The 19,416-nt window shown below is 67.5% G+C and carries 15 protein-coding genes; 7 read left to right on the forward strand and 8 right to left on the reverse strand.

What is annotated here, in order from left to right; all coding sequences use genetic code 11:
* Window positions 1-5 precede the first annotated feature (5 nt).
* From BUA54_RS01580 to BUA54_RS01600, 5 genes are all read right to left on the reverse strand, one after another.
* On the reverse strand, window positions 6-1,817 hold the full coding sequence (locus BUA54_RS01580; protein ID WP_072855448.1) for an ABC transporter ATP-binding protein: 1,812 nt from the start codon (window positions 1,815-1,817) through the stop codon (window positions 6-8).
* Window positions 1,814-2,632 carry an ABC transporter permease gene (locus BUA54_RS01585; RefSeq protein WP_072855449.1) on the reverse strand — a complete coding sequence of 273 codons (819 nt, stop codon included), beginning with the start codon at window positions 2,630-2,632 and terminating at the stop codon, window positions 1,814-1,816. Before BUA54_RS01585 ends, BUA54_RS01580 begins: the two co-directional genes overlap by 4 nt.
* Window positions 2,632-3,573, reverse strand: coding sequence for an ABC transporter permease (locus BUA54_RS01590; protein ID WP_072855450.1), 942 nt, complete (start codon window positions 3,571-3,573; stop codon window positions 2,632-2,634). The genes BUA54_RS01585 and BUA54_RS01590 overlap by 1 nt, the downstream gene beginning before the upstream one ends.
* Window positions 3,574-3,630: 57 nt before the next feature.
* Window positions 3,631-5,178 carry an ABC transporter substrate-binding protein gene (locus BUA54_RS01595; protein WP_072855451.1) on the reverse strand — a complete coding sequence of 516 codons (1,548 nt, stop codon included), beginning with the start codon at window positions 5,176-5,178 and terminating at the stop codon, window positions 3,631-3,633.
* 62 nt (window positions 5,179-5,240) lie between these two features.
* Window positions 5,241-6,890, reverse strand: coding sequence for an amidase (locus BUA54_RS01600; RefSeq protein ID WP_072855452.1), 1,650 nt, complete (start codon window positions 6,888-6,890; stop codon window positions 5,241-5,243).
* Window positions 6,891-7,184: 294 nt separating this feature from the next.
* On the opposite strand from BUA54_RS01600, the gene BUA54_RS01605 reads away from it, so the two are divergent.
* From BUA54_RS01605 to BUA54_RS01620, 4 genes are all read left to right on the forward strand, one after another.
* Window positions 7,185-8,150 carry an ABC transporter substrate-binding protein gene (locus BUA54_RS01605; RefSeq protein WP_072855453.1) on the forward strand — a complete coding sequence of 322 codons (966 nt, stop codon included), beginning with the start codon at window positions 7,185-7,187 and terminating at the stop codon, window positions 8,148-8,150.
* Window positions 8,147-8,758, forward strand: a complete 612-nt coding sequence (locus BUA54_RS01610) for an ABC transporter ATP-binding protein (RefSeq protein WP_072855454.1) — start codon at window positions 8,147-8,149, stop codon at window positions 8,756-8,758. Before BUA54_RS01605 ends, BUA54_RS01610 begins: the two co-directional genes overlap by 4 nt.
* Before the next feature lie 134 nt (window positions 8,759-8,892).
* A complete protein-coding gene (locus BUA54_RS01615) occupies window positions 8,893-9,417 on the forward strand; it encodes an SRPBCC family protein (protein WP_072855455.1) in 525 nt (174 codons plus the stop codon).
* A gap of 284 nt (window positions 9,418-9,701) precedes the next feature.
* The gene (locus tag BUA54_RS01620; protein ID WP_072855456.1) at window positions 9,702-10,505 is read left to right on the forward strand and encodes an ABC transporter permease; all 804 of its coding nucleotides are present in this window, start codon (window positions 9,702-9,704) and stop codon (window positions 10,503-10,505) included.
* A 10-nt stretch (window positions 10,506-10,515) separates the two neighbouring features.
* Here the strand turns inward: BUA54_RS01620 and BUA54_RS01625 are convergent, their stop codons facing one another.
* From BUA54_RS01625 to BUA54_RS01635, 3 genes are all read right to left on the reverse strand, one after another.
* Window positions 10,516-10,968: a hypothetical protein gene (locus BUA54_RS01625; RefSeq protein ID WP_072855457.1), complete on the reverse strand. Its 453-nt coding sequence runs from the start codon at window positions 10,966-10,968 to the stop codon at window positions 10,516-10,518.
* Between the two features lie 254 nt (window positions 10,969-11,222).
* Complete coding sequence (locus BUA54_RS01630) at window positions 11,223-13,265, reverse strand: ASKHA domain-containing protein (RefSeq protein ID WP_072855458.1); 2,043 nt, start codon at window positions 13,263-13,265, stop codon at window positions 11,223-11,225.
* A gap of 87 nt (window positions 13,266-13,352) precedes the next feature.
* The gene (locus BUA54_RS01635; protein ID WP_072855459.1) at window positions 13,353-14,039 is read right to left on the reverse strand and encodes a hypothetical protein; all 687 of its coding nucleotides are present in this window, start codon (window positions 14,037-14,039) and stop codon (window positions 13,353-13,355) included.
* Between the two features lie 177 nt (window positions 14,040-14,216).
* Between BUA54_RS01635 and guaB the strand changes: the two genes are divergently transcribed.
* The 3 genes from guaB (at window position 14,217) to BUA54_RS01650 (ending at window position 19,311) form a co-directional block, all read left to right on the forward strand.
* Window positions 14,217-15,665, forward strand: coding sequence for an IMP dehydrogenase (gene guaB / locus BUA54_RS01640; protein ID WP_072855460.1), 1,449 nt, complete (start codon window positions 14,217-14,219; stop codon window positions 15,663-15,665).
* Between the two features lie 45 nt (window positions 15,666-15,710).
* The gene (locus BUA54_RS01645) at window positions 15,711-16,877 is read left to right on the forward strand and encodes an RsmB/NOP family class I SAM-dependent RNA methyltransferase (RefSeq protein ID WP_072855461.1); all 1,167 of its coding nucleotides are present in this window, start codon (window positions 15,711-15,713) and stop codon (window positions 16,875-16,877) included.
* Between the two features lie 178 nt (window positions 16,878-17,055).
* Complete coding sequence (locus tag BUA54_RS01650; RefSeq protein WP_084114104.1) at window positions 17,056-19,311, forward strand: hybrid sensor histidine kinase/response regulator; 2,256 nt, start codon at window positions 17,056-17,058, stop codon at window positions 19,309-19,311.
* The last annotated feature ends 105 nt before the right edge of the window (window positions 19,312-19,416 follow it).

The following is a 19,416-nucleotide window of genomic DNA, read 5'->3' on the forward strand; positions in this document are numbered from 1 at the left end:
AAGCGCTATGCGTTTTCCCGCAGGACGAGGTGCCCCGGCGCCACGGTGTCGTAGGTCGACGGCGCGGGGCGGTAGGTCAGATCGTGCATCGGCGAGGGGATCGGCGTGAAGCTGAGGTCGCTGTCCAGCTTGCGGGTGCCCGGGTCGGCGATCGGGACGGCGCGCAGAAGGGTGCGGGTATAGGCGTGCTGCGGGTTTTCGAAGATCGCGGCGCGGGGGCCGATTTCCACGATGCGGCCCAGATACATCACCGCGACGTGGTGGCTGACGCGTTCCACCACCGCCATGTCGTGGCTGATGAACAGGAACGACAGCCCGAGGTCCGCCTGCAGTTCCATCATCAGGTTCAGCACCTGCGCCTGCACGCTGACGTCGAGGGCCGAGACCGCCTCGTCCGCGATGATGAGCTTGGGGTTCACGGCGAGCGCCCGGGCGATGGCGACCCGTTGCCGCTGGCCGCCGGACAATTCGTGCGGGAACCGCCGCAGGTAACTGCGGGGCAGGTCCACCCGGTCGAAGAGCGCCGCGACCCGGTCCGTCAGCTCCGATCCCGCGGCAAGGCCGAAGTTGCGCAATGGCTCTGCCACCTGCGCCGACAGCCGCATGTACGGATTGAGGGAGGCGAAGGGGTCCTGAAAGATCATCTGCATGTCGCGCCGCAGCCGCCGCAGGTCGCGCGGGTTCTGGTCCAGCACGTCCTTGCGGTCGAGGATCACGCTGCCCGATGCGGGCTCGACCAGTCGCAGGATCGACCGGCCGCAGCTCGACTTGCCGCAACCGGATTCACCGACCAGCGACAGGGTCTCGCCCTTGTTGAGGGTAAAGCTGACATCCTCGACCGCGTGGATGTTGGCAATGTGGCGGCGCAGGGGGCCGCCCCGGACCGGGAAGTAGGTCGTCAGGTGATTGACCTCCAGCAACGGTTCGGGATTTGCGGCGGGGGTCAGGGGCTGCGGCGCGCGGTCGTCGCCGACCAGACGCAGCGGCTCCGGCGCGGGTTTGCCCCGCATCTCTCCCAGTCGCGGCACGGCGGCCAGCAGGGCCTTGGTGTAATCGGCCTTGGGATTGGCGAAGATGTCGGCCACCGGCCCTTCCTCCACCACGTCGCCGCGGTACATGACCACGACCCGGTCGGCGATCTGCGCCACCACGGCCATGTCGTGGGTGATGAACATCACCGCCATGCCCTTTTCGCGCTTCAGCCGGTTGATGAGGGCGAGGATCTCGGCCTGGATCGTCACGTCGAGCGCGGTGGTCGGTTCATCCGCGATCAGCAGGCGGGGCGCGCAGGCCATGGCGATGGCGATCACGACCCGTTGGCGCATGCCGCCGGACAACTCGTGGGGATACTGCTTCAGCCGCCGCTCCGGTTCCGGGATGCGGACCTCTTTCAGCAGGGCCAGCGCGCGGTCGCGGGCGGCGGCGGCGGACAGGCCAAGGTGCAGGCGCAGGCCGTCGGTCAGCTGACGCTCGATGGTGAAGACCGGGTTCAGCGAGGTCATCGGCTCTTGAAAGATCATGCCGATGTCGTGGCCCCGGATGCCGCGCATGGTCGCTGTGTCCGCCTGCGCCAGATCGACCGCGCCGTCCGGTCGCATCAGGGTCAGGCGGCCGTCGACGATGGACCCGCCGCCGAATTCCACCAGTCGCATCAGCGAGAGGGAGGTGACGGACTTGCCGGACCCGCTTTCGCCCACGACGCAGACCGTTTCGCCGGGCGCGATGGAAAAGCTGACGTCCTTCACGGCGGTGACGGTCGCATCGCCGGCGCCGAAGGTGACGCGCAGGCGGTCGAGGGTGACGATGGGGTCGGTCATGAAGTGGTCCTCGGGTCCAGCACGTCGCGCAGCACGTCACCGAACATGTTCAGCCCCAGCACCGTCAGCGCGACGGCAGCCCCCGGCACCAGCGCCGTCCACGGCGCCACGTCGAGGTAATCCCGGCTGGCCTGGATCATCAGCCCCCAGCTGGCATCCGGCGGCTGGGTGCCGAGACCGAGGAACGACAGACCCGCTTCTGCCAGAATGGCGAAGGCGAGGCTGATCGTGCCCTGCACGATGATCGCCGGCATGATGTTGGGCAGGATGTGCCGCACGATCATCATCGCGTCGGTCGTGCCAGCGGCACGCGCGGCCTCGACATAGGGCATCTGCGCCACGCGCAGCGCCTCGCCCCGGATGATGCGGGCAAGGAAGGGGGTAAAGGCGATGCCTATGGCGATGATCGTGTTGGTCAGGTTCGGCCCCAGCACGGCAGAGATCGTCAGCGCCAGCAGCAGGGCGGGAAAGCTCAGCAGCGTGTCGACGAGCCGCATCAGCACGTTGTCGATGACGCCGCCGTAGTAGCCCGACACGATGCCCAGCGGCAGGCCGATCACGATGCTCATCAGCACGGCGGACCCGGCGATCAGGACGGAGGTCCGCGCGCCCAGCATCACGCGATAGAACAGGTCGCGCCCCAGCTGGTCCGTGCCGAAGGGATGCGCCAGTGTCGGCCCCGACAGGCGCGCGCGCATGTCCATCGCCGTCGCCAGCTTGTCGGGAATGATCAGCGGGGCGAACACGGCGATCGCCAGGACGATGATGACGATGGCCGCGCCGATCAGGCCCTTGGGGGTGAGGAAACCGCGCATCAGGCCAGCCGTATCCGCGGGTCGATCAGGGTATAGAGCAGGTCCACCGCAAGGTTCGCCAGCATCACCACGGCGGCGATCACGAAGACCGACCCCTGGATCAGGGGTATGTCGCGGTTCAGCAGCGCCTGATAGGTCAGCCAGCCCATGCCGGTGTAATTGAACAGGCTTTCCACCACGATGATCGACCCGAAGAGGTAGCCGACCTGCAGCCCCGCCACGGTCAGCACCGGCCCGATGGCATTGGCAAGGCCGTAGCGCCAGACGACCGTGCGCTCTGACAGGCCCTTGGCGCGGGCGACGCGGATGAACTCTTGCCCGAGAATGCCGGTCATCGTGGCGCGGGTCATGCGGGTCAGATGCGCCATCAGGCCCAGGCCCAGCGCCAGCGACGGCAGGAAGGCGTGCCGCACCGCCAGTGTGAAATCGTCGGCCGGGTGCACGAAACCGCTGGACGGCAGCCAGCCGAGGCCACGGGCAAAGAGCAGGATCAGCATGATCCCCCAGAAGAAGTCGGGCAGGCTGACGCCGATCAGGGCCGCTGTACTGGCGGTGCCGTCCTGCCAGCGGTCGCGGTGGACGGCGGCCCAGACCCCCAGCGGAATGGCGCAGACGAGTGCGATGGTCATCGACATGACGACGATCAGCGCGCTGGCCGTGACCTTTTGCGCGATCAGCGGGCCGATGGGTTCCTTGAACACCAGCGACGTGCCCCAGTCGCCCGTCAGGATGCCGCCGATCCAGCGGCCGTACTGCACGATCTGCGGATCGTTCAGGCCAAGGCTTTCGCGCAGGCCGGCGAGTGCTTCGGGATTGGACTGGGTCCCCATGATCATCATCGCCACGTCGCCGGGCAGGATGTTGGTCACGGCGAAGGTGATGACGGAGATCAGGAACAGGGTCAGGGCGACGGACAGAAGGCGGTTGATCAGATAGGCCATGACGCGCCCTTGGCTGGGGAAGGGGACCGGGCGGCGGGGGTGCCGCCCGGGGCGGGATCAGGCCTGCAGCCAGACCTTGTGGAAGTTGAAGTTCGACCCGTTCGGATGGACGACCGTATCAAGGCCTCCGACACCCGGCTGCGCGCCGATGCTGCCGTTGCGGAACCACAGGATGATGTCATGCGCCTGATCGAAGATCTGCTGCTGCACGGCCTTGTAGATCTCGGCCCGGGCCGCCGGATCGACGGTGGTCCGCGCCTCTTCGGTCATGCGGTCGATCTCGGGGTCGCTGATGCCGCGATAGTTGAAGGCTCCGGTGCTGTTCCACAGGCTGTAATACAGGAAATCCGGCTCCCACAACGTGAAGAAGTTCATCATCGTCATCTGGTAGTCCTTGTCGACCCAGCATTGGGACAGCCAGTCGGCCCATGTCAGCTGCTCGATGGTCAGGGTCACGCCCGCTTCGCGGAACCATTCGACGAGGATCTGCGCGGATTCGATGTGGTAGGGATAGTTGGTCGTCGCCTTGAAGACGATGTTCAGCGATCCTTCGGGGTAGCCTGCATCCGCCAGCATCTGCTTGGCCGCGGCGATGTCCTGCGCGCGCTGGGTCAGCGCGTCGTCGTAGCTGGCCGAGGTCGGATAGCTGGGCGAGGCGGTGGTCTGCCCCTGTCCCCAGAGCGCGCCTTCCAGCAACGCCTCCTTGTCGATGATCATGTCGAAGGCGCGGCGCACGTCCGGGTTCTGGAACGGCTCGAAGGTGTGGTTCAGGTTCACGAAGTCCCAGTTCAGCGGGAACCACTTGACCACCTGCAGGGACGCGTCGTCCTCGATCTCTTGCGTGCGGTCGGCGGGGATGTCGTTGATCATGTGCAGCTCGCCCGTCCGCAGGCCGGTCAGGCGCACGGTGGGTTCGGGGATTTCGCGCGCAGTCACGCCGTCGAGGTAGGCGGGGCCGTCCCAGTAGTCGTCGAAGCGGGCCAGTTCCACCTTGTTGCCGAACTCGCGGCTGACGAACCTGAAAGGGCCACAACCGATCGGCGTCTCGCCCTGCACGTCGCCGGAGCCTGCGGGCATGACGACACCCGCGCCGTTTTCCGCCAGCCGCGATAGGAAGGGCGCGTTGACGCTCTTCAGCTTGACGATCACGGTCATGTCGTCCGGCGTCTCGATCGTGTCGACGGCGTTGAAGACCTCGAAGTTCACGGCCCCCGTCGCCGGGTCGGCGCAGCGCTCGAAACTGTATTTCACGTCCTCGGCGGTCATCTCGGACCCGTCGTGGAATTTCACGCCGGGGCGGAGCTTGAAAGAATAGGTCAGCCCGTCGTCGCTTTGTTCGAAGCTTTCGGCCAGCATCGGGATGACCTTCAGGTCCTTGTCCACGGTGACGATGGAATTGTGGACGTTCTGCAGTACCCGCCCGGTCGAGGCGGTGCCGGTCTGGTGCATGTCGAGGTTCTGGGTCGTCTCGGAATGACCCCAGATCAGGGTGCCGCCGGTGACGGGTTCGGTCTGCGCGGTGGCGACCAGCGGCATCGCACCGGTGAAAAGCGTCGTGCCGAACAGTGCGGTCGTGCTGCCGAGGAATGTTCTGCGTTTCATCATCGTCTCTCCATGTCGGGGGCGCGGTGGCCCGTGGGATCAGCCCGGTTGACCGGGTCTTGGTGTCATGTCGGAAAGGTCGGGCGGCGGTGGGCGACATCCAGTTTCGCCTCCAGTGCCATGCCGAGGCTCAGGAGTGGCCCCTCGTCGAACAGCTGCCCCCAGAGCGAGATCCCCTGCGGCACGGTGAAGGTGGCTTCGCCCACGGCCTCTCCGGTCGTCAGCTTGCCGCTGCCAAGGGACGCGGGCGAGCGGGTGGCGACGTCGGAAAATCCTGCGCGCAGATGCAGGCAGGGGTGGCCGGTGAAGTTCGAGGCGACCAGCATCGGCCCGGTCTGGAACGGCCCGATCAGCGCGTCGACCTGTCCCATCGTGTCCCCCAACGCCTGCATCACGCGATACCGCAGGCGATCGGTCTGGACGTGATCGACGGCGGACAGAAAGCGCGCCTTGCGCATCGTGTTGGGCCAGGCCCCCTCGTCCTGCCAGCGCAGGGTGTCGTCGGCGTCCGTCAGCGTCAGCTCTTCGAAGGCGGCGGCGGCCTCGGCATAGAGGATCGTCATCAGCGAGGCATAGGGCAGATCCTCCAGCGTGACCTCCTTCACCGTGATGCCAAGGTCGCGGGCGGCGGCGAGGGCGGCGTGGTCGACGTCCGTTGCGCCTTCCTCGAAGGCGGCGGGAAGGTATCCCAGCGTCATGCCATCGATGCTGGCCTGCGCGTCGAAGTGGAAGGGGGCCGCAATGGACCCGCGGTCGGCGGCATCGCCGCCGTTGAGCGCGGCCAGCACCATGGCTGTATCCTCGACGCCGCGGCAAATCGGCCCGACCTTGTCCAGCGACCAGCACAGCGCCATGCCGCCCGCCCGGCTGACCCGGCCATAGGTCGGCCGCAGGCCGGTGGTGCCGCAGCGCTGCGAAGGCGAGGTGATCGAGCCCAGCGTTTCAGTTCCGATGGAAAACCCGCATAGCCCCGCCGCGGTGGCCGATGCGGACCCGGCGGAGGAGCCGGAGGAGCCCTCGTTCAGGTTCCAGGGGTTGCGGGTCCAGCCGCCGTACCACAGATCATTGTAGGCCAGCGCCCCCAGCGTCGTCTTGCCCAGCAGCACCGCCCCTGCCGACCGCAGCTTGCGCGTCACCGTGGCGTCGGCATCGGGCACGCGGTTCTGGAACGGCTCCGCCCCCCAGCCGGTCGTGATGCCCTGCGTGTCGAACAGGTCCTTCAGCCCGTAGGGGATGCCGTGCAGCGGCCCCAGCCACACTCCGGCCGCGGTCAGGCTGTCCATCGCATCCGCCTCGGCCCGGGCAAGGTCGGCGGTGACCGTGGCGTAGCACTCCAGCCGTGGATTCAGGGCGTCGATCCGGTCGAGGTAGAGGTCGGTCAGCGCACGGCTGCTGATCTGCCGGGTCCGCACCCATTGCGACAGGTGGGTCAGCGGCGCGAAGGCGATATCCTCGGGATCGTCGGGCAGGGGGGCCGTCACCGGCGACAGGTGCAGGGCGTCCAGCCCGTGCGGCATGGCGAACCCCGGCAGGCGCGGATCGAAGCGCGTGGCGGTGGGCGTGGCGTTGTCCAGCGTCACGGCACGGCGGGCGACGGCCAGATCGCGCTGGCCGTCGAGGTTGCCGACCATCTGCGCCCGCTCCTGCGCGGTATAGGCAAGGCCCAGCATCCGCTCGGCCGCGGCGATGTCGGCTTCGGTGATTTGACCTGACATAACCTGCGGCCTTTCATGATGATTTTCGGCAAGGGGCCGCGTTGCGATCCGCCTTCCCCTGCCACCGAGAGGAGCGACCAATCCGTGATTGGTCAAGATGACTTTGGGACAGGCGGCGTCTTTGAATGCGGCGCGGCGCAGAATTTTGGCATGTGCCGGAATTTTGCGCGCCGGGTAAAGTCCGCGGGCCGATGCGTGGTCGCCACCTGATCGACAAGATCGGCCTGCGCCTTTAGTCTGGGTGCCCAGATGCCGTGCGGCCTGTAGGCTCGGGGCAGGCGAGGGAGGACGATCATGACGTTTCTGAAGGCGATCACCGCAGCCCTGCTGCTGCAGGCCAGCGGTGCCGCGGCGCAGGAGGTGACGCTGCGCGCCGCCGTGCAGGAATCGGGCACCGTGAACTGGGAGCTCGACACGATCAGCCACTACGGGTTCGACACCGACAACGGCTTTACCCTCGACGTGCAGGGCATGGCGGGCGGGGATGCGGCGCAGATCGCCTTTCAGGGCGGCGCCGTCGACATGATCGTCAGCGACTGGATCTGGGTCGCGCGGCAGCGCGCCGCCGGGCAGGAATACGTCTTCATCCCCTACAGCCGCGCCGTGGGCGGGATGCTGGTGCCCGCCGACAGTCCGGCGCAGACGCTGGCGGACATGAAGGGCAAGACCATCGGCATCGCGGGCGGCCAGCTGGACAAGAGCTGGATCATCCTGCGTGCCTATGCACAGCAGGAATACGGGTTCGATCTGGCGGCAGAGACCGAGCAGGTCTTCGGCGCGCCGCCCTTGATCATGAACGCCGCCACGACGGGCGAGGTCGATGGCGCCATCAACTTCTGGCACTTCCTCGCCAAGATGAAGGCGGCGGGGATGCGAGAGCTGATCTCGGTCGACGATGCGGCCGCGGCCCTTGGCCTTGACCCCGCCACGCCCTTGCTGGGCTACGTCATCCGCGGCGAGATGCTGCGCGACCATCCGGACGTCGTGGCGGGCATGGCCCGGGCCAGTGCCGCGGCCAAGGCGAAGCTGGCCAGCGACCCCGCCGCCTGGGACCGGCTGCGCGACCGCATGCGGGTCGACGACGACGCGCAGTTCATGGCCTTGCAGGAGGGGTTCAACGCGGGCACGCCCGCGGCGGGTGCCGTGGACCTCGCGGCGGCGGACCGGATGCTGAAGGTCATGGCAGAGCTTGGCGGCAACGACCTCGTCGGCGATGTCACGGCGCTGCCGGACGGCCTGTTCTACACACCCCCGGAATGAGCGTCGTCCACCTTCACCTGCCGGGATTCTCCTTCGGCGACGTTCCGGTGCTGGGGCCCTTGACCCTGACGGTAGACCGGGGCGAGACGCTGGCCCTGACCGGCCCGTCCGGCATCGGCAAGTCGACGCTGCTGCGCATCGTGGCGGGAGTCTATCCGGCCCGCGGCACCCGCGAAATCGCTGGGCGGATGGCCTTCGTCTTTCAGGAACCGACCCTGCTGCGCTGGCGCACCGCGCAGCGGAATGTCGAGATCGCGGCGAAGGTGTCGCCCGACACGGCCCTTGCGGCGCTGACGGAGGTCGGCCTCGGCGCTTGCGCTGACCGGTTTCCGGACCAGCTTTCGCTCGGGCAGCAGCGGCGGTTGGCGCTGGCCCGTGCCTTTGCCTGCGATCCGGACCTGATGCTTCTGGACGAACCCTTCGTGTCCCTCGACGCGGCAGCGGCGGAGGAGATGATGGGCCTTTTCGCCGATCTGCGTGCCCGTCGCAACATGGCGGGCATCCTTGTCACCCATGACGCCGCCGAGGCCCGCCGCTTGGCGACGCGGACCCTGACGCTGTCGGGCCGCCCCGCGACGGTCACAGCCGATGTCCATGCCGCGGCCTGATCAGAACCTGTCGCCGCGATCCGGCGAAGGGCACTCGATCTGCTGGCGGACCACGGCGCCGGTCGCTACCGTGGTCCTGCGGTTGACGATCAGGGCCCGGGCTTGCCGGCGCTGACAGAACAGGAGGAGAGGACATGGAACTCAAGGACGAACGCGCGATCGACGCCCCGCCAGAGGCCGTCTGGGCCGCACTGCTGGACGCCGATGTATTGCGGCAGTGCGTTCCCGGCTGCACCGAGATGTCGGGCAATCCCGAGGACGGGTTCGAGGCTGTCGTGGTGCAGAAGGTCGGCCCAGTGAAGGCCACCTTCAAGGGGGAGGTCACACTGACCGACATGACGCCGCCGCACAGCCTGACGATCACCGGCGCCGGCAAGGGCGGCCCCGCGGGCTTTGCGTCCGGCGGGGCGGATGTGGTGCTGACGCCGCAAGGTGATGGCACGCTGCTGTCCTACGACGTGAACGCCAAGGTCGGCGGCAAGATGGCCCAGCTGGGCAGCCGGGTCATCGACGGCTTTGCACGCAAGATGGCGGACCAGTTTTTCGACGACTTCAAGCGGGTGGTCGAGGGTGGGGAGGCCGGCGACGCCCCCGCACCCGACGCCCCGGCGGAGGAGAAGAAGGGCTGGGTCAAGCGCCTGATCGGGTCGAAGGAGTAGCCCGCGGGTTCGGCGTTCCCCTGTGGCGGGCCGGCGGGGAGGGCGAAGGTGGGCCAGCACCCCGTCCGTGCCGGAGTCCCCCGGGAGTTTATCTGGCCAGGTGAACGGGGGGCACCGCGCCCCTTTGGGACGAAGTGCGACGGGGCGCGGCGGTCTTGAAGTGTCGCATGGGACGGACTGTTTCAGGGGCGCGGCGGGCGGCCAGTCGTTGGCCTGCGGCATTCGGTGGCAGATGATTGTGCACGTCAGGCTGCGGCTTTGACCTGGGAGGGGCAGGGCCGACCATGGCGACAGGAGAGCGGGCCTTGCATCCACGGCTGACATCGACGGCGATCACGGTGGCATCGTTGCTGGCGCTCATTGCGCTCTGGGGCGTGGCCGCGGGGGCGATCGACACGCCGCGCACCTTTCCGGGGCCGGGCCGTGTCGGCGCGATCATGGCGGCCGAGGCCCTGAACGGCAAGTTGCTGCATCATCTGGTGCCGACGCTGGTGCGGGTGGCGCTGGCCTTCGGCATCTCGATGGCGCTTGGGGTCGTGCTGGGGGTGATGCTTGGCACGATGCCGCGCCTGAACCGCTGGCTCGACCCGTGGGTCGTCGTGGCGCTGAACATTCCGGCACTGGTGGTGATCGTGATGTGCTATCTCTGGATCGGGCTGAACGAGACGGCGGCCATCGTCGCCGTCAGCTTCAACAAGACGGCGACCGTGATCGTGACGGTGCGCGAAGGCGCGCGCGCGCTGGACCGCCCGCTGAAGGAGATGGCGCAGGTCTTCGGCCTGTCGCGGATGGACCGGCTGCGGCACGTCGTGGTCCCGCAGCTGGCACCCTATCTGTCGGCGGCGGCGCGCAACGGCCTCGCCATCATCTGGAAGCTGGTGCTGGTGGTCGAGTTCCTGGGGCGGCCCGACGGGATCGGGTTCCAGATCCACCTGTACTTCCAGCTGTTCGAGGTGCCCTTCGTCATGGCCTATGCGCTGGCCTTCATCGTCGTGATGCTGGGCATCGAATACGGCATCATGCAGCGGATCGAGGACCGGGCGACCCGCTGGCGACGCACGGTGGCGCTGGACCGGACGGTCGCCTGAGCTGGCGCCCTCAGCAGGTCGGGTAGCCCATCGCGATCAGCTGGCGGCCGGACACCTGCGTCAGGGTCGTGATGCTGTAGCGGGCCTGCGACATGAACCATTGCTGCAGTTGCGGGCTGTAGTAACGCGCCATGATGCGCGACCACTTGTCGAACTGGTCGGCGGGCAGGGGGCGGCCGCTGCGGCTGGGGCCGTGGAACCCGAAAGAGGTGCGTGGATCGACGCAGACATTGCCCGCGCCAAGGTACATCGTGCAGGACGAATAGCAGACGCTGCCGCGGATTTCGACCCGCCGGCCGGCGCGCTTCAACTGCTCGATCTGAAGGGCGCGCTGGCCGACCAGGCCGCCGCGGTCGTTACCGACGACGAGGGTCTGCTGGGCCGCGGCGGGAGCGGCGCCAAGGGCGGCGGCAAAGCCCGCGGCGAGGGTGAGGCTGCGCAGGACGGTCTTGAGGGATGGCATGGACAATCTCCTGATCTGTGGCGGGATCAGAAGTGGCCGAGGCTGTTAAGTAGCAGCTAAAGCACGGATTTGCTGCAGTTTTTCGAGAAATGCGAATTACGGGCAAGACCCGGTAAAAAAGGGGGAACGCCCGGAGGCGTCCGAAAAGAGAGAAGGATTGTGCGTATTGAGCAGGAGGCCGGCCGCGGCGTCGGGTCGTCACGGCGCCGCCCAGGATACCGGGCCGGCGCCGCGATTCGCCCGGATCGCCCGGCCTAGTCCGTCGTGCGGGCGCGCCTGCGCCGCCGGCCGTCCGCATCGACACTGCCGCCGCCGCCAAGGTTGAAGCTGACCTGCGGCAGCGTCACGACGGCCGAGAGGTGCGGGAACGGATCGGTGGCGTGAGGGATCGCGTTGGCGTTGACGAAATGTTCCTGGAACTTCGGCGCGATGGCGGTTTCGACCTTGGTGATCTGCCGCACCGTCTGCGCAATCGTGCGACGCGCGTCGACGGAGCAGAGCGCGATGCGCGCCCCGGTGCCTGCCGCGTTGCCGGCAGAGGTCACCTTGTCAAGTGGCGCGTCGGGGATCATGCCCAGCACCATCGCGTGCTTGGGGCTGATATGCGCGCCGAATGCCCCCGCCAGCGTGATCCGGTCCACGTGATCGACGCCCATCTCGTCCATCAGCAGCCGCGCCCCGGCGTAGAGGGCCGACTTCGCCAGCTGGATGGCGCGGATGTCGCCCTGCGTCACGGTGATCAGCGGCCCGCCTGTCGCGGTGCCGTCGTGCAGGACATAGGCGTGGGTGCGGCCCGTCTCGACGGCGCGCGGGGTACCGGTCTGTTCGGCAGAACCGATCAGCCCCTTGGCATCGACGATGCCCGCCATGCGCATTTCCGCCACCGCCTCGATAATCCCCGACCCGCAGATGCCGGTGATCTGCGGCGTGCCGAAAGCGGGATCATCGGACCAAAGGTCGCTGCCGATGATCTTGAAGCGGGCGTCCTTCGTGACCGGATCGATCTCCACCCTCTCGATGGCGCCGGGGGCGGCGCGCTGGCCCGAGCTGATCTGCGCGCCCTCGAAGGCCGGCCCGGTGGGGGAGGAGCAGGCCAGCACCCGGGTCTTGTCGCCCAGCAGGATCTCTGCATTCGTGCCGACGTCGACGATCAGGACGAGGTCCTCGGACTTGCCCGGCTCCTCGGACAGGGCGACGGCGGCGGCATCCGCGCCAACGTGACCCGCGATGCAGGGCAGGATGAAGACCTGTGCCGCAGCGTTCATCGCGGTCAGCTCCAGCGCCTCTGCCGACAGCGCCATCGCGTCGGAGGTCGCGAGGGCGAAGGGGGCCTGACCAAGCTCCACCGGGTCGATTCCAAGCAGCAGGTGGTGCATCACCGGATTGCAGACGAAGACGGCTTCGAGGATCTGAGCGGGTTCGATCCCGGCCTCTGCCGCGATCTCGACCGTCAAGGCGTTGATCGCCTGCCGGACGGCGGCGGTCATCTCGACCTCTCCGCCGGGGTTCATCATGGCATAGCTGACGCGGCTCATCAGATCCTCGCCAAAGCGGATCTGGGGGTTCATCACCCCGGCGCTGGCCTTGACCGTGCCGTTGCGCAGGTCGCAGAGATGGGCGGCGATGGTGGTGGAGCCGAGGTCGATGGCAAGGCCGTAGATCCGCCCTTCGTGGAAGCCCGGCCAGATGTCGATCAGCTTGTGTCGGTCGTCGAGCGATCCGCGGTGCAGGGCGACCGTCACCTCCCAGTTGCCCTTGCGCAGGGCCTTCTGCAGCTTGCGCAGCACCGGCAGCGGGGCGTGCAGGTCGTCGATCTGCCATTCCGCCTTCAGCGCGGCGGCAAGGCGTTCCAAATCGCCGGAGGGTTCGTGCATGTCGGGTTCCTGCACATGCACGAAGTAAAGCTTCGTCGCCGGGTCCATGATGATGTCGCGGGCAGAGGCCGCCTTGCGCACGACCTGCCGGTGGACCTGGCTTTCAGGCGGTACGTCGACCACGATGTCGCCCTGCACCGTCGCCTGACAGCCCAGACGCCGCCCCTTGGGAAGGCCGCGGATGTCGTCGTAGCGCTGCTCGACACTGTTCCAGGGCGACAGCGCATCGTCGCGCACCGTGACGCCGTGCTTGGGGAATTCGCCGAAGGACGGGCTGACCTGACACTTGGAACAGATGCCGCGCCCGCCGCAGACCGAGTCCAGATCGACGCCCAGCTGCCGCGCGGCGGTCAGGATCGGCGTGCCAACCGGGAAATGCCCGCGCTTGCCGGAGGGGGTGAAGATCACGAGGGGGTCGGTCATGGGGATGCTTTCGGTCAATTCAGGCGCAACCTAGCGATTTCGGCGGGGGGTGAAAGGGCGGTTGCGGCATGGGATGCGCGACCTGCGTCACTTCAGGACGTCGGCGCCCATGAACCAGACCGCCAGCGGCACCGGCGCGGTGGCAAGGCAGACCGTCAGCAGCGTCCAGCCGGGGGCGAACAGGCGGCTGATCCCCGCCAGCATCAGGATACCGCCGCCGCCGCCAAGTGCCACGTTTCCGGGCACATTCAGCAGGACCGCCAGCATGGCATAGCGATAGCGCGTCGCCAGCGGCGCCAGCCAGCGCGGCAGGCGGTCGGACAGGCTGGCGAGGCGGTTTTCCGGCGGTTCGGTCTTGATGCGGTAGACCATCTCGCAGGCGCGCAGCAGATGCAGGTCGCGAAACATGCCGTGCAGCCAGTCCAGAGAGACCTTTCGCCCCACGACATAGGCCAGCAGCAGCCCCAGCACGGTGGCGATCCAGACGAAGGGGGCCATGATCGGCCCCTCCATCACCATCAGGGCGATCGCGATCTCGATCGCGGGGACGAACGGGATGGCGATGATCGTGGCATAGGCCACGATGGCTGCGATCACGAGGGTCGTCATCATGCGCGACCGGGCCGCGTCCTCCAGATCCGCGATATGGCCCTGCAGCCAGTCGAAAAGCGCAAGGCCGGCCCAGACCATCAGGCCGATCACCGCCAGCCGCAGGATCAGCCGGGGCAGGGACCTGCGCAGGGGCGGTGGCGTGATGGTGGGGGCGGGCTTCATACCGTCTTCTGCGGTGTTCCGTGCGCTGACGCAAGCGGCGCCGCCGGTGCGGGACCGCACAGAAGCGCGGCACCGGACGCACGGCCGACCATTCCGACCGCGGCGTTTCGGCCTTTTGCCCACCGCCGTTCCATGCGATAGCGCAGTGCCAAGTGACCACATCAGGAGAAGACCGTGATGGAGATTCGCGAGGCATTGACCTTTGACGACGTCCTGCTCGTACCCGGAGCAAGCGCCGTCCTGCCCAGCACGGCAGATACCCGCACCCATGTGACGAAATCCATCGCCATGAACATCCCGCTGCTGTCCAGTGCGATGGACACGGTGACCGAAGGGCGCATGGCCATCGCCATGGCACAGGCCGGCGGCATGGGGATCGTGCACAAGAACCTCGACATCGCGGCGCAGGCCAAGGAGATCCGGCAGGTCAAACGCTTCATCTCGGGCACCGTCTACAACCCGGTGACGCTGACGCCCGACCAGACGCTGGCCGACGCCCGCGTGCTGATGGAACGCTATCGCGTCACCGGCTTTCCGGTCGTCAACGAAAAGGGTCTGGTGGTCGGCATCGTCACCAACCGCGACATGCGCTTTGCCACCGACGACAACACGCCGGTCAGCGTGATGATGACTTCCGACAACCTCGCAATGCTGCACGAACCCGCCGATCTGGACGAGGCGCGGAGCCTGATGCAGGCCCGCCGGATCGAGAAGCTGCTGATCACCGACGGCACGGGCAAGCTGACCGGCCTGCTGACCTTGAAGGACAGCGAACAGGCGGTGCTGAACCCGATGGCCTGCAAGGATCATCTGGGTCGCCTGCGGGTCGGCGCTGCGACCGGGGTCGGCGATGCCGGTTTCGAGCGCAGCCAGGCGCTGATCGAGGCGGGCGTCGACCTGATCGTCGTCGACACGGCCCACGGCCATTCCGAAGGCGTCGCCCGCGCCGTCGAACGGGTCAAGGCCCTGTCGAACGAGGTGCAGGTCGTCGCCGGCAACGTCGCCACGGGAGAGGCGACGAAAGCCCTGATCGGGGCGGGGGCGGACGCGGTCAAGGTCGGCATCGGGCCGGGGTCGATCTGCACGACGCGGATGGTCGCCGGCGTCGGCGTGCCGCAGCTGACCGCCGTGATGGACTGCGCGCAGGCGGCGGGCGACGTGCCCGTCATCGCCGATGGCGGCATCAAGTTCTCCGGCGATTTTGCCAAGGCGATCGCGGCGGGCGCGTCCTGCGCCATGGTCGGCAGCATGATCGCTGGCACGGACGAAAGCCCGGGCGAGGTCATCCTCTATCAGGGACGGTCGTTCAAGTCCTACCGTGGCATGGGATCGCTCGGCGCCATGGCCCGCGGGTCCGCCGACCGCTATTTCCAGAAGGATGCCGCCAGCGACAAGCTGGTGCCGGAGGGGATCGAGGGGCAGGTGCCCTACAAGGGGAGTGCCTCTGCGGTGGTGCACCAGCTGGTGGGCGGCCTGCGCGCGGCGATGGGCTACACAGGCTGCGCCACGGTTCCCGAAATGCGGCGCAACTGCACCTTCGTGAAGATCACCGGCGCCGGCCTGCGTGAAAGCCATGTCCACGACGTGCAGATCACGCGCGAAAGCCCGAACTACCGGATTGGATAGCAATATCAAACTTCTACGCGCCGTCCTTCAACTTGATGGTCGATCGTGACCCCGGCCGCACGACTGGCCGCGGCGATCGACGTCCTTGACGACGTGATTGCCGGCACGCCCGCGGAACGGGCGTTGACGCACTGGGCGCGGACGCATCGCTTTGCCGGCTCGGGCGACCGGGCGGCGCTGCGCGATCACGTCTACGACGTGCTGCGCGCCCGCCGGTCGCTGGCTGCGCTGGGTGGTGGAGATACAGGCCGCGCGCTGGTTCTGGGCCTGTTGCGGCGCGACGGACCCGACCCGCTGACCGTCTTCGGCAGCGGCGGCCACGCGCCGCAGGCGCTGACCCCAGAGGAGACCGAGGTCGCACACCCGCCGACGAACGAGGCGGCGATGGCGGACCTGCCGGACTGGCTGTGGCCCTTGTGGCAGAGGGCGCTGGGCGATCGCGCGATGGAACTGGCGCAGCTGCAGCTGCAGCGGGCGCCGGTCTTTCTGCGGGTCAACCTGTCGCGCATCAGCCGGGCCGCCGCGCAGGCCAGCCTGCTGGCCGAAGCCGTGACGACCCAGCCGCACCCCTTCGCCGACACGGCCCTGCAGGTGACGGACAATCCCCGTCGCGTTGCCGCCAGCGCCGCCTATCTTGACGGTCAGGTGGAGGTGCAGGACGCCGCTTCTCAGATCGCGGTCGCCCGGCTGCCGGTGGACCCGGGGCAGCGTATCCTCGACTATTGCGCCGGCGGCGGTGGCAAGGCGCTGGCCCTCGCCGATCGTCTTGGCGGCCCGGTCTGGGCCCACGACATCGACCCGCGCCGCATGGCGGATATTGCTCCCCGCGCCGCGCGCGCCGGCGCCACGATCAAGACGCTTGCGACAGCCGAAGTGGCCAAGGCCGCCCCTTTCGATCTGGTGCTATGCGACGCCCCCTGTTCCGGCAGCGGAACATGGCGCCGGACACCCGACGCGAAATGGCGGCTGACACCGGAAAGGTTGAGCGATTTGAACACGATGCAGGCTGATATTCTGGCAACCGCCGCGACCCTGACGCGGCCGGGCGGGTTGCTGGCCTATGCAACCTGCTCCGTCCTTTTGGAAGAGAACGAGGCGATTGTGGCGTCGTTTCTGTCCGGCCACGCCGGGTGGAGCCGGGTCGACCGCCTATTGCTTTCGCCGACCGCCGATCACGACGGGTTCCAGATGTCGGTCCTGCGTCGGTCCTGAAACATCTTCGGGCGTCATTTCCTTAACCTTTTGTTGACCTGCGCCGGCCTAGGCTGCAACCTCTCGTTGAGATCGGGGTCGGGGTGAACGGAACGTGCGCGATGGTGGATTGAACTTGGCCTCGCGGCCACCGGCGCTTTTCTGGGTGTTGTTGGCGGCGACCGCGGGGCTGGGACTGATGGCACTGCTGGGGCGGGGGAATGTGGTGCCCACCGTAGCGGCCGCCGCGGCCGCGACGATGCTGTTGCTGGCCTGCGTGGAACGGCTGCGACACGGCCGCCGCGGCGGCGTGGGGCAGGACCGTCCCGGCGGCGGGCGAACCCCCTCCGCCCCGGCGGAGGACGCGATCGCGGCGCTGCTGTTGCACGATGCGGACGCGGCCTATCTGACCGATGTCGACGGCGACATCATCTATGCCAACCCCGTTGCGCTGGAACGCTTCGGTGCCATATCCGACGGGCATCTGGCCTCTGCCTTCAGCCGAATCCTCGCCAACCCCGAGGCCGTGCTTTTTCGCCTGCAGAACCGCGCCGCGGCGACCGGTTCCGCACGAGAGGACATTATTACCCGGTCGGGGCAGTTCCGCATGTCCCTTGTGCATCTGGGCGATGACCGGCAGCTCTGGCGTCTTGACGATCTGGGCAAGGCAGGGCGGTCCACCGGACGCGCGGCCGACCTGCTGACCCTGCCGATGCTGACCGCCGGATCGACGGATGCGATCCTCTATCTGAACGAGGCGTTCCGCAAGCTGCTGGGCGCGCGGCCGAAATCACTGTCGGACATCTTCGGCCCCGATGCCCTGTGCAGCGGACAGACCCGACAGATCCGGACCGTGGACGGCCAGCAGACCGTTCTGCTTGGCGTCGTCGAAGGTGCGGCGGGCCGACGGGAGGTCTATATCTTCCCCCCGGGCCCGACGGGCAAAAGCACCACGCCGGTGCTGTCCGCGGGGTGGAACGCGATCGAGGATCTGCCGGTCCCGCTGCTGAAGATCACCGAGGACGGCCAGATCACCGCCTCCAACCGCGAGTCGCGCAGCCTGCTTGGCCTGACCGAAGGACAGGACAAGCGGGTGCAGGACGTGCTGGACGGTCTGGGGCGGCCGATCACCGACTGGGTTCGTGAGGCTTTGAACGGCCACGGCGGCCATGTCAGCCAGTTCCTGCGCGGTCGCGGCGAGCGTCAGGAGATCTTCGTGCAAGTCACGCTGAACACCGCGGACGGGGCCGACGGACGGCACCTGATCGCCGTCCTGAACGACGTGACGGAACTGAAGACGCTGGAAGCGCAATTCGTCCAGAGCCAGAAGATGCAGGCCATCGGCCAGCTGGCCGGCGGTGTGGCGCACGATTTCAACAACCTGCTGACGGCGATTTCCGGCCATTGCGACCTGCTGCTGCTGCGGCACGACCAGGGGGATCAGGATTACGGCGACCTGATCCAGATTCACCAGAACGCCAACCGTGCGGCGAGCCTCGTGGGCCAGTTGCTGGCCTTCTCGCGCAAGCAGAACCTGCAGCCGGAGCGGATCGACCTGCGCGATACACTGTCAGACCTGACGCACCTGTTAAATCGCCTCGTGGGGGAAAAGGTGTCGCTGGTGCTGGACCACGATCAGGACCTCGCGGCGATCAAGGCCGACAAGCGGCAGCTGGAACAGGTGATGATGAACCTCGTCGTGAATGCCCGCGATGCGATGCCCCAGGGGGGCGAGATCGTGATCAAGACCGAAAACCGCATCCTTTCAAAACCGCTGGACCGGGACCGGGTGACGGTGCCGGCCGGCGACTACGTCGTCGTCCGCGTGGTGGACGAAGGCTGCGGCATCCCTGCCGACAGATTGCACAAGATCTTCGAGCCGTTCTGGACGACGAAACGCCCGGGCGAGGGGACGGGCCTTGGCCTGTCGACGGTCTACGGCATCGTGAAGCAGACCGGGGGTTATATCTTCGCCAACTCCGAGGTGGGCGTCGGCACGGAATTCGAGTTGCTCTTCCCCAGCCATTCCTTGCCGGTCACCGATTCGCCATTGCTGGCACCGCCGCCGCATGCGGCGCTGGCCCGGCACGGCGACGGCGTGGTTCTGCTGGTCGAGGACGAAGCGCCGGTCCGTGCCTTTGCCTCGCGCGCTTTGCGTCTGCGCGGATACACCGTGCTGGAGGCGGACTGCGCGGAAGGGGCCCTTGCGCTGCTGTCGGACCCGGATCTTCAGGTCGACATCTTCGTGACGGACGTAATCATGCCCGGAAAGGACGGCCCGACATGGGTGCGAGAGGCGCTGGCGGACCGTCCCACGACGAAGGTCGTCTTCGTGTCGGGCTATTCAGAGGACGCCTTCACCGACGAGAACGAGCGCATTCCGAATGCCGTATTCCTGCCCAAACCGTTCTCTCTGAACGAATTGACGAATACGGTTCAAGATCAATTGATGTAACCGACACGGGCCAATGGCAGTCACCACGCACTAGCACGGGGCGGCCAATGCGTTGGGCGGAGGGGCCGCCGTTCCGGTGCGTTTGAGCATGGAGGGCAGACTTCG

Source organism: Loktanella atrilutea, assembly GCF_900128995.1.
GTDB lineage: Bacteria > Pseudomonadota > Alphaproteobacteria > Rhodobacterales > Rhodobacteraceae > Loktanella > Loktanella atrilutea.